At 44.3% G+C, this 12,591-nt stretch carries 10 protein-coding genes; 6 read left to right on the top strand and 4 right to left on the bottom strand.

Features of this window, described 5'->3' with window-relative positions; all coding sequences use genetic code 11:
* Positions 1–41 precede the first annotated feature (41 nt).
* Both A7sIIA15_RS06315 and pdxH read right to left on the bottom strand, forming a co-directional pair.
* Complete coding sequence (locus A7sIIA15_RS06315; RefSeq protein WP_095686293.1) at positions 42–1,196, bottom strand: MFS transporter; 1,155 nt, start codon at positions 1,194–1,196, stop codon at positions 42–44.
* A 79-nt stretch (positions 1,197–1,275) separates the two neighbouring features.
* Positions 1,276–1,941, bottom strand: a complete 666-nt coding sequence (pdxH, locus tag A7sIIA15_RS06310; protein ID WP_095686292.1) for a pyridoxamine 5'-phosphate oxidase — start codon at positions 1,939–1,941, stop codon at positions 1,276–1,278.
* A 122-nt stretch (positions 1,942–2,063) separates the two neighbouring features.
* On the opposite strand from pdxH, the gene A7sIIA15_RS06305 reads away from it, so the two are divergent.
* The 6 genes from A7sIIA15_RS06305 (at position 2,064) to A7sIIA15_RS06280 (ending at position 10,517) form a co-directional block, all read left to right on the top strand.
* Positions 2,064–3,179, top strand: a complete 1,116-nt coding sequence (locus A7sIIA15_RS06305; RefSeq protein ID WP_095686291.1) for a citrate synthase 2 — start codon at positions 2,064–2,066, stop codon at positions 3,177–3,179.
* A 167-nt stretch (positions 3,180–3,346) separates the two neighbouring features.
* Complete coding sequence (locus A7sIIA15_RS06300; RefSeq protein WP_095686290.1) at positions 3,347–4,606, top strand: sugar ABC transporter substrate-binding protein; 1,260 nt, start codon at positions 3,347–3,349, stop codon at positions 4,604–4,606.
* 99 nt (positions 4,607–4,705) lie between these two features.
* Positions 4,706–6,244, top strand: a complete 1,539-nt coding sequence (locus A7sIIA15_RS06295) for an ABC transporter permease subunit (protein ID WP_190279129.1) — start codon at positions 4,706–4,708, stop codon at positions 6,242–6,244.
* A complete protein-coding gene (locus tag A7sIIA15_RS06290) occupies positions 6,241–7,092 on the top strand; it encodes a sugar ABC transporter permease (RefSeq protein ID WP_095686288.1) in 852 nt (283 codons plus the stop codon). Before A7sIIA15_RS06295 ends, A7sIIA15_RS06290 begins: the two co-directional genes overlap by 4 nt.
* Positions 7,093–7,094: 2 nt before the next feature.
* Positions 7,095–9,053, top strand: a complete 1,959-nt coding sequence (locus A7sIIA15_RS06285; protein WP_190279128.1) for an alpha-amylase family glycosyl hydrolase — start codon at positions 7,095–7,097, stop codon at positions 9,051–9,053.
* Positions 9,054–9,146: 93 nt separating this feature from the next.
* Complete coding sequence (locus tag A7sIIA15_RS06280) at positions 9,147–10,517, top strand: cryptochrome/photolyase family protein (protein WP_095686286.1); 1,371 nt, start codon at positions 9,147–9,149, stop codon at positions 10,515–10,517.
* On the opposite strand, the gene A7sIIA15_RS06275 is transcribed toward A7sIIA15_RS06280, so the two are convergent.
* Together A7sIIA15_RS06275 and A7sIIA15_RS06270 are read right to left on the bottom strand one after the other, a co-directional pair.
* On the bottom strand, positions 10,483–11,850 hold the full coding sequence (locus A7sIIA15_RS06275; RefSeq protein WP_095686285.1) for a GGDEF domain-containing protein: 1,368 nt from the start codon (positions 11,848–11,850) through the stop codon (positions 10,483–10,485). The two genes, A7sIIA15_RS06280 and A7sIIA15_RS06275, sit on opposite strands and share 35 nt — an antisense overlap.
* Before the next feature lie 88 nt (positions 11,851–11,938).
* Positions 11,939–12,547, bottom strand: a complete 609-nt coding sequence (locus tag A7sIIA15_RS06270; protein WP_095686471.1) for a hypothetical protein — start codon at positions 12,545–12,547, stop codon at positions 11,939–11,941.
* Between the last annotated feature and the right edge of the window lie 44 nt (positions 12,548–12,591).

The following is a 12,591-nucleotide window of genomic DNA, read 5'->3' as shown; positions in this document are numbered from 1 at the left end:
ACGACAAGGGTCACAATACGGCGGGTTTTATAACTCATCATTTATGCCTTCTCGCTGTGTGATGGTGTTAGAACAGTAATTACAAATGCGATTGCAATAAGTACTGGCACCATGATGTAAGCACGTGAAATACCGAAGTTATCGCCTAAGAAACCTAGTAAAAATGGCGCTCCACCAATAGCGATTCCAGCAGCCAAAGATAACTTGCCAACAGCTAAATCTGGGCGATTATCACTAAAGCTCACGAGACGGATTGCAGCCAATGCAAACTGCATCGAGATACCTAAGCCAATAACAAAGAGACAGATGAGGCTGATAATCATTGAGTGGGAGAACCAAAAGGCAGTAAAACCAATGAACTGCAGTGCGATTAAACCTAAGAGTTGGTTATCAAGTTTGAAGTTCTTTAGCACTAAACCACCAAACCAGCGGCCGACTCCCATTCCAGTTCCAAGTGCAACAATTGCAACAGTTGAGATAGCAGCAGTGGAGCCAACGCGATCTTTTAATAGAGCCGCCGACCAAAATGATGTTGCAAACTCAGATGAAATGCATGCAACAAAACCAACCCAAGCTAACCAATATTTTGCCGATAACTTTCCGCTTTGCGGGCCACTCTCATCTGGAACATGATCTTCTGCATTCTTTTCACGGCCAACTAGAACCAAAATCAATCCCACAGGTAGTGCGAGCAGTAGGCCTAAGCGCCAAAAGTTTGGGTAGAGCGATGCAATTGTTCCAATGAGAGCAGTGCCAGTTACAAAGCCAACAGATGCAATTCCATTTGCCTGAGGGATAGCAACCTCTGCAGCTTTTCCATAATGGTGAGACATGGAAGAGAGCATCGTGTTGATAACCATCGATGTTCCAAAACCGGCAATCAACGTTGCAGGGATTGTGAGAAAAACAGGTGGTGAGATAACAAAGAGTAAAAGCCCAAATAAGAAGATTCCAAGGCCAATCCACTGTGACTTTGCACGACCGAATTTATGTGCAAGATGTGGATTGGCATAACCAGCTGCAATGGATGCAACTCCCATAGCTGTTCCATGAAGACCTGCAATAGTCAGTGAAGTTCCTTGATCAGCGCGAAGCAGTGATTGTGCTGGCCCAAAGCCGCCTAAGTAGAAGTTAACAATGGCTGTTTGAGTAGCGACGACCCAGAAAAAGCGATCTCGCTGAAAGGTTTTAGGCACGGTGTATTAAAGCGCAGATATGCACGTAACACCAAGAATCCATGATGTGGTGAAAGCATGTGCTGTTATTGGGGCAGAACTACGGGTAATACCTGTTCAATTCCCACTTTGAGTTGGTGTTATCTCTCTCAAATCGCAAACGATCATGCAAACGTGAATAACGACCCTGCCAAAATTCAATAGTTAATGGAGTAACTCGATATCCGCCCCAATGTGGTGGACATGGAACTGTTGTTCCTTCAGGCCATTTCTGTGCAGCACCTTCATAGCGTTGTTCTAACTCTTCACGCGATGAAAGTGGTGATGATTGATGACTTGCCCATGCACCAATCTGTGAACCCCAAGGTCTTGTTGCAAAATAATCTTCGGACTCTTGTTGGGAAACTTTTGCAGCTAGCCCACTAATTGAAACTTGGCGCTCCATCGCATACCAGGGAAAGAGCAAACTGACGTGTTCGTTATTCTCCATTGCATGAGCTTTGCGCGATGAGTAGTTAGTGAAGAAAGTAAATCCACCATCAGAGATATCTTTGAGCAATACTGTTCTGGTAGAAATGGAAGAATCATCGCCCAGAGTTGAGAGCACCATTGCATTTGCTTCAACGATCATTGGGTTCTCATGGGCCTGGCGCAGCCATTCAGAAAATGCGCTAAATGGGTCTGCATCTAAATGCTCTAGGCCAGCCTCTCCATAGGAGCGGCGCATCGCACGGATCTCTTCGCGAGAAAACTCATATTCGGCCATGGATGTATCGAACCTCACTTTGGCTCTGAACGCATCCTCATGGCCGCGTGGTCGCCAGCACCCCTTTCTTAGGGGCAGAATTGGGCGTGCAGGAAACTTCACTTCGCTTAAAGGAGCTCACCGTGTCAGATGATTTCAAGCCAGGTCTTGAAGGTGTAATTGCGTTTGAATCTGAAATTGCTGAGCCCGACAAAGAAGGTAGCGCGCTTCGCTATCGCGGAGTTGATATCGAAGATCTAGTCGGACGCGTTTCATTTGGAAACGTATGGGGACTACTAGTTGATGATGAATTTAATCCAGGTCTTCCAAATGCTGAAAAGTTTCCTTTGCCAGTGCACTCAGGTGATGTGCGCGTAGATGTGCAGGCAGCAATTTCGATGTTGGCACCAGCATGGGGATTGAAACCACTTCTAGATATTGATGATGCAGAAGCTCGCAGCAACCTTGCACGTGCATCTGTGATGGTTCTTTCATACTTAGCACAAGCTGCCCGTGGTCAAATTGCACCAGCTGTTCCAGAATCTGAAATTGATAAAGCACACACAGTTGTTGAGCGCATGATGATTCGCTGGCGCGGGGAACCAGATCCAGCACACGTTCGCGCAATTGATGCTTACTTTGTTTCTGCTGCAGAGCATGGAATGAATGCTTCGACATTTACTGCACGCGTTATTGCATCAACTGGTGCAGATATTGCAGCTGCGTTATCAGGTGCAATTGGTGCAATGTCAGGTCCACTACATGGTGGTGCACCATCACGCGTATTACATATGATTGATGAAGTTGAAAAGACTGGCGATGCAACTACTTATGTAAAAGGATTGCTAGATCGCAAAGAACGACTTATGGGATTTGGTCACCGCGTTTATCGCGCAGAAGATCCACGTGCTCGCACATTGCGTCGTACCGCTAAAGAATTAAACGCACCTCGTTATGCAGTTGCAGAAGCGCTAGAGCAAGCAGCGCTTAAGGAACTACGTGAGCGTCAACCAGATCGTGTTCTAGAAACAAATGTTGAGTTCTGGGCAGCAATCATTTTGGACTTTGCAGAAGTTCCTGCGCATCTCTTTACTTCAATGTTTACAGCTGCACGCACTGCTGGTTGGTCTGCACACATCTTGGAAGAAAAGCGCACTGGCCGCTTGATCCGCCCATCGGCTCGCTATATCGGTAAGGCTCCTCGCAAACCTGAGGCCGTAAAGGGCTGGGATGGCACGGTAGAGCAGCTTCACAAGTAAGTCTGCAAGGGTTACTGCAACGGTGACCCTTTATAACAATCGGATAAAACCGCCCTCTCTAGGGCCTTGTTGGGCCTTTCTAATTTGATTACCCGCCTGTACACGTGTGGAATAGCCTCAATAGCGCATGCCCTCGTATGCGTGATTTCCATCCATGGAGGATATAAATGAATACAAAGCGTTTCGGATTTGCTGGAGTTTTCGCAGCATTCGCGCTTGCAGTTTCAACACTTGTAGCACCATCAGCAAGTGCTGCCACAGAAATCGTTGTGTGGGCAGATGAATCTCGCGGGCCAAACCTAACTAAGGTAATTGCAGCTAAGGGTGACTGGGTTTCTGGTTACACAGTTAAGGTCGTAACTTTCTCAAGCTTTGATGCACTTAAGGATGCTTTTGATAAAGCAACTGATGCATCAGGACCTGACATTGTTGTTGGTGGAAATGACTGGGTTCCAACTGGAGCTAAGAGCGGAAAGTTGGCACCACTAGCTCTAACTGCTGCAGTTAAGGCACGTTTCAATCCAACACAGTTCCTTGATTTAACATACAAGGGCAAGCTTTACGGCGTTCCTGTAGACATCAACAACGTTGCAATGATCTACAACACCAAGCTTGTTTCATCAGCACCAAAGACTTTTGGTGAAATGGTTACAAACTACAAGTCACTCAAGGCCTCAAAGGGTCTTAAGGCTGGACTTTGCGTTGCAGGCGGCGGAATGTCATGGGGAGCTCACTCAGTATTCTCAGCACTCGGCGCAGATGCATACCAGTTCAACTCACGCGGTGGAATCGTTTACGGACGTACATTCAGCGCAACAACATTTGGTAGCAACGTTCGCAAGTATTTGATGGATGGAAAGAAGAGCAATGGCTTCTTCCCAGCAACAGATACAGGTTGCAAGGACAACTTCCTTGCAGGAACAGTTCCTTACGCAGTTATTGGTAACTGGGAATGGGCAGATTACGTAGCAAAGGGATTCACAATGAATCTCATGCCAGTTCCAGGTGTTAAAGAAGGCACTTACGGAAAGATGTTCGGTTCTGTTAGCGGTGCACTTCTAACAACATTTGCTGCAAAGCATGGAGTAGAAGCTGGCGCTAAGTCACTTCTTACTAACTTCTTTGCATCAACTGATGGACAGGTTCGCTACCAGGCTCAAGAGAAGCGCCCACCAGCAGAAAAGGGTGCTCAAGCTGATGCAACCGTTTCAGCTGCGCAGCGTGGATTCGGTTCTGCAGCAAGCCTTGCTGGTATTCCACAGATCGGCGCATTCCTAAATACAAATAAGGGTGGCGCTAACTACTGGGATTCAGCTCCTGCTTACTGGACCGCAGTACTAATCGACGGCAAGGATGCAGTTAAAGAAGCATCTAAGCTAGCTTCAATCTGGCGTGTAAACGTCGAAGCCGGTAAGGCCGATCTATAAATAATTTGGGTTACCCAAATTAAAGACTGAAGTCGAGTAATGCGGGCGAGATTCTCGCCCGCATTACTCTTTTCATAAACTGAGTTAGGACCAATGAGAATGACTTACTTAATAAGAGGCAAAGTAGCCCTCTTGCTTAAGATCATTATCGTTGGCCTTGCCTCAGCTATTTTGCTGATGTTGGCACAGAGCGCTTTTGCTCAAAGAGAGTATGTAATCTCCGCGTTTTTAGCTCTAACTATTCTTGCTTTAGCTCTGACATATTTAACCAAAATCTCCATTCCACTTAAATTCTTTATACCCGGCATCTTGCTACTCATTGCCTTTGTTATTGGGCCAATTCTTTATACGGTGACGATGTCAGGCTTTAACTATAAAACTGGAAACATCATCTCTAAAGAAGAAGCAATAGTTCAGGTCAAGATCCGTGGAATTGAAGCCGATCCATCTGGAACATCATTTGATATCAAATTGGGAACCTATGATGGTAAAGAAGCAATTCTTATTTCAGACATTACTAACTTAAAATATTTCATCTCCACAGCAGATTCACGAATTCCTGTGGCAGCAAATGATGTAACCCTTAATGAATATGGTGTTGCAATCACTGCTCCGAATTTCTCAATCTTGACCGATGCTCAAATGGCAAGCGCGGATAAGTCATTCTCGAAAATCCAATTTCAATATGAAGGTGAGTACTTCATTGCACTTGAAGGCTTTGAAGCAGGAATCGTCTCTCGACAGGTCTTGGAATACTTACCTGTAACTGATGAATTTAGGAATCTAGTAAATGGCAGCATTTATCGCGATAACGGTCGTGGAAACTACGCACTCGTAGATGATAAAACTGCAATCTTGGAGCCAGGTTGGCGAGCACCTATCTGGTTTGAAAACTACTCAAAAATCATCACTGATCCCCGGGTGCGTGAACCATTAGTTCGAGTCTTTATATGGACAGTGGCATTTGCCTTGCTTACTGTTTTAACGACATTTGCTTTGGGTCTCTTGCTTGCACTTGCTTTGAATCGACCAATATTTGGCCGTCGAATCTATCGCTCTATCTTGGTGCTTCCATATGCGATGCCAAGTGTTATGAGTATCTTAATTTGGGGTGGAATGTTTAACACCGAGTTTGGAGCAATCAATACACTCTTTGGAAGTGATATTGCCTGGTTCTCTGATCCCAATTTTGCACGTGTAGCAGTGATTCTTGTAAACCTTTGGCTGGGATTCCCTTACTTCTATCTAATTTCAAGCGGATCACTACAAGCTATTCCAAGCGAATTACTTGAAGCGGCAGCTATAGATGGTGCTAACCCACGTCAGATCTTCCGCAAGATTACCTTGCCTCTATTACTGCAGATTCTTTCACCGCTATTGATTGCCTCATTTGCATTTAATTTCAATAACTTCAATTTGATTTACTTACTCACAGGTGGTGGCCCACGTAATGAACTAGATGGAGAAATTGCAGGAGCCACAGATATTTTGATTAGCTACACCTACAAGATTGCCTTTGGAACTGGCACGCAAGATCTTGGTCTTGCCAGTGCTATTTCACTCATCATCTTCGTGCTCGTTGCTTCCATTTCTCTTTATAGTCTGAAAAAATCCAAGGTATTGGAGACATTCGGATGAAAAAATGGTTAAGGCATGACTCATGGCGACACATCATCGCCATCTCTATCTGCTTGTTTGCTCTCTTTCCTTTGTACTTAGTTGTGATTTCATCCTTTGCCTCATCTGGAAGTTTGCAGCTGACCTCATTTATTCCACAAGAAATCTCATTTAAGAACTATCAACTCTTGTTTAATAACCCCACAATTCCTTATTTGTCATGGGTGCAGAACTCTCTAGTAATTGCAGGCTCTGTTGCAGTTCTTTCAGTAATTATCGGTTCGGCATCAGCCTTTGCCTTCAGCCGCCTTAAATTCAAGGGACGCAAACAAGGTATTCAGCTACTGCTTCTTGTGCAGATGTTTCCAGCAATCCTGGCCATCTCTGCCGTCTATGTGATTATGGAGCGCGTTTATTCATTCGCACCGTCAATCGGATTAGGAACTCGTGCAGGCCTGCTTCTTGTTTATTTAGGCGGAGCGATGGGCGTGAACATCTGGTTACTCAAGGGCTTTGTTGATTCAATTCCTGCAGAGCTAGATGAGGCAGCAAAGATTGATGGAGCATCAGAAGTGCAGACTTTCTGGCTCATTTTCGTGCCATTGGCCGCACCAGTATTAGCTGTTGTTTCACTACTGAGCTTTATTGGAACCTTTAATGAGTTTATTTTGGCCCGCTTGTTCTTAGTTGATATGGAAAGTAGAACTGTGGCAGTTGGATTGCAACAGTTCATCGGCGGTCAGTACTCACAAAACTGGGGCCCATTTGCTGCGGGATCAATCTTGGCTTCCATACCAATTGTGATTATCTTCTTGTCGTTACAGAAATACATTGTGAGTGGATTAACCGCAGGATCGGTTAAGGGTTAATCTTGAAAAAGAGGTTTGTACTCTTTGTAGTTACATCACTTCTAATTGGGCTTGCCTCTACATCTTTTGCTGCCCCAGTAGTTGATCCAGTAAAAGTAGGTCTATCTAAAGATTTAATCTATTTTGTTTTTCCTGATCGCTATCTTAACGGTGATACATCAAATGATTCGTTCCCGGGTTACAACCCAAGAGATACCGCATTTTTTCATGGTGGAGATTTAAAGGGTTTAACTGGAACATGCAGTGATGGCGATAACGGTTTAGCTCGCATCAAAAAACTTGGTTTTACTGCTATCTGGGTTACTCCACTTGTTGTCCAACAAAAGCCGACTCCAAACGGTGCTGGCTATCATGGATATTGGGGCGTTGATTTCTTAAATGTAGATCCACACTTGGGTACTAAGGCAGATATGGTTGCATTTGCTGCCTGTGCCAAGAAGTTAAATCTCAAGCTGATTCTAGATATCGTTACAAACCACACAGGTGATGTGATTTCCTATAACGATAAAACCGCCTACTTATCGAGTGATTTACTCAATGCCAAGAACCCAGCCTGGCTCAATGATTTAAGTAATTATCACAACGTAGGATCAATGAGTAACTGTTGGGGAGATGGCCCCTGTATTCAAACGGGTGATTTCTTTGGTTTGGATGACATAGCAACTGAAAAACCAGTTGTTTATAACGGCTGGGCTGATGTGTATGGACAATGGATTAGGGACTATGGAATCTCAGGATTTCGAGTCGACACAGCTCGCCACGTTGATGATGCTTTCTTCAAAAACTGGTCACCACAGATTAATGCTGCTGCTAAATCAGTAGGTATTGATAACTTCACAATCTTTGGTGAAGTGTGGGATGTTAACCCGATTAATCTGATGAATTACGTTCGCAGAAACAAGATTCAAACTGTTCTAGATTTCCCATTCCAACGGACTGCGGCAGAGTTCGCAGCTGGTTATTCTGATGCAACAGTTGTAGAAAACCTCTTTGCTTATGATGACCTGTATACAACTGCTACATCAGATGCCAGTAACCTTGTGACTTTCCTAGGAAATCATGACATGGGACGTGCAGCCAAGATTATTGAGTCAAAGCGAATTAACAAGGCCAGTGAACTACTACCAAGAACCTTGCTAGGGCATGCGCTCATGTATTTAACTCGTGGTATCCCTTCGGTTTATTACGGTGATGAAGTTGGAATGATTGGTACAGGTTCAGGTTCTGATCAGTTAGCACGCCAAGATATGTTTTCGACGAAAGTTGGAATTTGGAAAACTGAAGCACGTGTAGGAAGTAATCCCATTGGTACAGGTGATGCTTTTTCAATTACAGATTCACACCCAATTGCTAAATACCTCAAAGTTTTATCAGCCTTAAGAGGATCAAATCCAGGGTTAGCTAACTCATCTATGCAGGTTAGATACGCCAAAGACGAGCTATTGGTGATTTCAAAGAAAGATGAGTCAGAAAATCGTGAGTACCTAGTTGCTTTTAATAGCTCAACCAAGGCAATCAAAGCATCGATTAACACTGCAACTTCAACTGGTGGATGGAAAGCTCTATTGGGTAAGCCGGCTGTTGTTAATAAGAGTGAGGTTGTGACAATTACTGTGCCGGCCCTATCTACAGTGGTTTTAAAGGCCAATAAGGGCATTGATAAGACTGATGTAAAGGTTGGAAAGTTAACTTCAAAGATGGATTTTCTGACTGGATATTACGAAACAAAAGCAGCAGTTACCTCTAAAGATCTTTTGAAGGTTACGTTTTCCGCTAGAACTGCTGCTGATAAGCCATGGATTTCACTGGGCACAGATACCAACTCGCCTTATATCGTTTACATCGATCCGCTTGAGTTTGCAGAACAAAAACTAGAACTTCGCGCAGAAGTCATTAATTCGAAGGGGAAAAAATATGAGCTACCGTATACAAGCCTCACCATCCCCGCACCACGACGGTAGTGATCTATACGTAAGTAATGCAGCGCCAGAAATTGATGCAACGCCTACGGATTTGGGTGCGCTTAATCTCTTTCCTACTGGTTAAATCTACCCATGCCAAAAGGGAAAGTAGCCATTATCTGGTTTCGTCGAGATCTTCGAATCAACGACCATCCTGCCTTATTGGCCGCAGTTGAATCATCAGAGCAAGTAATTCCACTTTTTATTCTTGATAAAACTCAGATTAAAGAGGCCGGTGCAAAGCTATTGGCTTATATGGCTCAATCATTAAGAAGTTTGGATGAGTCACTTGGTAATAATCTGCACATCATTGAGGGCGATCAGGTTGAAGTACTAACTGCGCTGATAAAAAAATATGATGTTCAAGAGGTTCACATCTCTGCAGAGTATGAGCGATATGGCGCAGAGCGTGATGCAAGAGTGGAAGCTGCGGGAATTAAGTTAGTTCGCACGGGAAGTCCATATGCTGTTACACCTGGGCGAGTTCTAAAACCTAGTGATGCAACCCCATACAAGGTCTACACGCCATTTTATAGAGCATGGCGAACTCATGGTTGGCGCGCGCCAGCAAAAACACCTAAGAGTATGAAATTTGTGCAACCAACTTCTGAATACCGTAGTTTTCCTGATTTTCCACTACCAAAAGGTGTTGAAATTATAAAAGCGGGAGAAGCAGCAGCGTTATCTCGATTTAAAGAATTCACCAAAAAGGGCCTCGATACTTACGATGAGAACAGAAATTTTGCAGGCATAGATGGAACTTCAAAGATGAGTTCATATCTAAAGTTTGGTGAGATTCATCCGCGCACACTTCTTGAAAACTTGGGAGAAAGCAAAGCCCACGATACTTTCCGCAAAGAGATTGCTTGGCGTGAGTTTTATGCTGATGTTCTCTTTAACAATCCAATGACTGATCGTGAGTATTACGCGCCTCGCTTTGCTGACATGCGATATGACGAGCCTGGTGCTCAATTCAAAGCCTGGTGTGAAGGAAAGACTGGCTATCCATTTGTTGATGCAGCCATGCGCCAACTGATACAAGAAGGCTGGATGCATAACCGCACCCGAATGGTTGTTGCCTCATTCTTAGTTAAAGATCTACATCTTGAGTGGCAGCTAGGAGAGAGATTCTTTGCTGATCACTTAGTTGATTATGATGTTGCATCTAATGCTCATGGTTGGCAGTGGACAGCAGGCACCGGCACAGATGCATCTCCTTATTACCGAGTCTTTAATCCAATTGAGCAAGGCAAACGCTTTGATGAAAATGGGGATTACATTCGAAAGTATGTGCCAGAGCTTGCGCATTTATCTGCGGCCGAAATACATGAACCATGGCTCTATTTAGATGGATACAGCAAGGGCTATCCAGAGCGATTAGTTGATCATGCAATAGAGCGCTTGGAATCTTTGGAACGCCTAAAAGAGATTAAAGCCGACAAACCCCTAGACCCTCGCGCTTAGCTCGATACATCGCATCATCTGCCCTTCGCAACAAGTCAGGTGAACCAGTATTTTCTGCCACCCCAATGCTGACATCTATGTTGATCTGTTGGCTATCGATATCAAAGGGATAACTCAACGTGGCCCGCAGCGCTAGTGCAATATCCATGGAGTGCTCATAAGCACCTTCAATTAACACACCAAATTCATCCCCGCCAAGGCGTGCTAGTAACGCTCCTGAAGGTAGCGCACGGGCAAAGCGTCGAGAGACTTGTTGCAGTACTTTGTCGCCAGTTGTGTGGCCATATAAATCATTGACGGGTTTGAATCCATCTAGATCAAGCAATAAAAGCGATCCATCTTTTCCTACAAAGCTTTCTATTTCACTTATGAGGCGGCGGCGGTTAGGCAATCCTGTTAACTCATCAGTGCGCGCCAGTATTCGCTCATGTCCGATGTTTCTTGCTTGCTTGAGGGCGATTGTCATACGGATAAATGCCAGCATCAAAGTACTAACGGCTGGAAACAAAATAAAGGTTGGAAAGTATCCAGGTTTAATTGCTATAAGGGCTAAAAGAGTGGCACTTAAGAAAACTGAGAGCGCAATAAAGATTGGATTTACTGATGCAGTAGATTCTTCATCTTTGCCTGGATGCCATGTGCTTTCAGCAAGAAGTAGAAGCCCGAGTAACCAGCCATCATCGACAATTGAACCGAAGGAATAGTTTCCATTGAGATGTTGCCATAGGAAGAAGAAATCAGTGCAAGTGAATGCAAGTACGCCAGCAAAAACTACAAGACTTCGCTTTGACCAGCCATGAGATGCGATAGTGGCAATAGTTATAGATATTAAAATCAAATCACATACTGGAAAAGTTAATGCAAAGAGGGCATCACCTAATTTGCCACCAAAGTGGGGCAATACCGGCTTGAGTGCAAATGTTGTCCCTAAAACTCCTAGGCCCAGTCCAACGATAGATGCATCAAAGATCTCAAGGACAGTTGATTTTCTACTTGAATTTATAAGGCGGGGCAGTGCAATAACAGCGCAGGGATAGAAAAGCAGATAGGAAGTATTTGAAATCAGTGAATTTACTTCAGGTAATGAATAGTAGGAGGCGGTGCTGGCTAGAACTGAGCCGAAAAGCCAGAGAGAGATTGCGGTGATGAGTAAAGACTTAGAGAGTGGATCTGATATCCGTGGTGCCATGGCAACAACAATGATTGCAAGGCAAGGTATGGAGTTATAGAGGTAGAGCTCGACTAGTTGTGAACCATTTATTGGTGAAAAATGAGTTAAGAAATGTAGGAGCAGAAGCGAGGGAGCAACTATGCGAAGAATCCGTACAGTCATCTTCTCAATCTAGGACAGACAAAAACACAAAATGAATAGGGAAAGCCCCGTTATTTCTAACGGGGCTTTTACCTACAGATGTTTGGCTTTAGAAGCCCTTTGTGCAGATGAGTTGTGCATTCGCCTTTGTATTAGCAACATCAGCCTTGAGTTGAGCTGGCTGAGTTGTTGCAGCTAACTTAGCTGATTCAAGCTTGCGAATGTTTAAAGTGATTTTATTGAGCTGAGAAGTGTATAGACGAACCGCTGATGTCCACGCAGATACAGCAGATGTGTACGCCTTCTTATCTGCATCAGAGACTGCAGCAGCTAGTTTTGCTTTAGCAGCAGTCAGACGCAAATTAGTGTCATCAAGCTTCTTCTGTGTTTCAGCCTTATTTGCTGTCTCAGTTGTAATTCCAAGATCAATCACTGGAATCTGAGCAGTGAGATTTGTTGTAAGGACAACTGAATCTTTCTGTGACTTTACAAAAGCTGCAGCTGAATTGAGGCAGTCCAGTGAAAGCCAGGTCAGTTTTGTACTAGTAGACAATGGGTTCTTTGCACACTTGTACTTACTGCCACTTACTGTTGTAGTTTGATTGAGCTTCTTGCAGGCAACGCCATTTGAAATCTTGGCAGCGGCAGTAGCAGGGGTAGCAATCATGACTCCACCAGCGACGACTAGTGCAAGTGTGAGAGAAGCGAGTTTACGCATCAGAAAAACCTCCATTGGATATGAACGAATCTTAGCCAACCCAA

The organism is Candidatus Planktophila vernalis, assembly GCF_002288185.1.
GTDB classification, from domain to species: Bacteria; Actinomycetota; Actinomycetes; order Nanopelagicales; family Nanopelagicaceae; genus Planktophila; species Planktophila vernalis.
The sequence above is the reverse complement of the archived record's forward strand: the minus strand, read 5'-3'. Positions and strand labels throughout refer to the sequence as shown.

Excerpts from the sequence above, each read along its gene's own strand:
- pdxH (WP_095686292.1), bottom strand. The coding sequence starts at position 1,941 with ATGGCCGAATATGAGTTTTCTCGCGAAGAGATCCGTGCGATGCGCCGC.
- A7sIIA15_RS06280 (WP_095686286.1), top strand. The coding sequence starts at position 9,147 with ATGCCAAAAGGGAAAGTAGCCATTATCTGGTTTCGTCGAGATCTTCGA.
- A7sIIA15_RS06290 (WP_095686288.1), top strand. The coding sequence starts at position 6,241 with ATGAAAAAATGGTTAAGGCATGACTCATGGCGACACATCATCGCCATC.
- A7sIIA15_RS06300 (WP_095686290.1), top strand. The coding sequence starts at position 3,347 with ATGAATACAAAGCGTTTCGGATTTGCTGGAGTTTTCGCAGCATTCGCG.
- A7sIIA15_RS06270 (WP_095686471.1), bottom strand. The coding sequence starts at position 12,547 with ATGCGTAAACTCGCTTCTCTCACACTTGCACTAGTCGTCGCTGGTGGA.
- A7sIIA15_RS06295 (WP_190279129.1), top strand. The coding sequence starts at position 4,706 with ATGACTTACTTAATAAGAGGCAAAGTAGCCCTCTTGCTTAAGATCATT.
- A7sIIA15_RS06275 (WP_095686285.1), bottom strand. The coding sequence starts at position 11,850 with ATGACTGTACGGATTCTTCGCATAGTTGCTCCCTCGCTTCTGCTCCTA.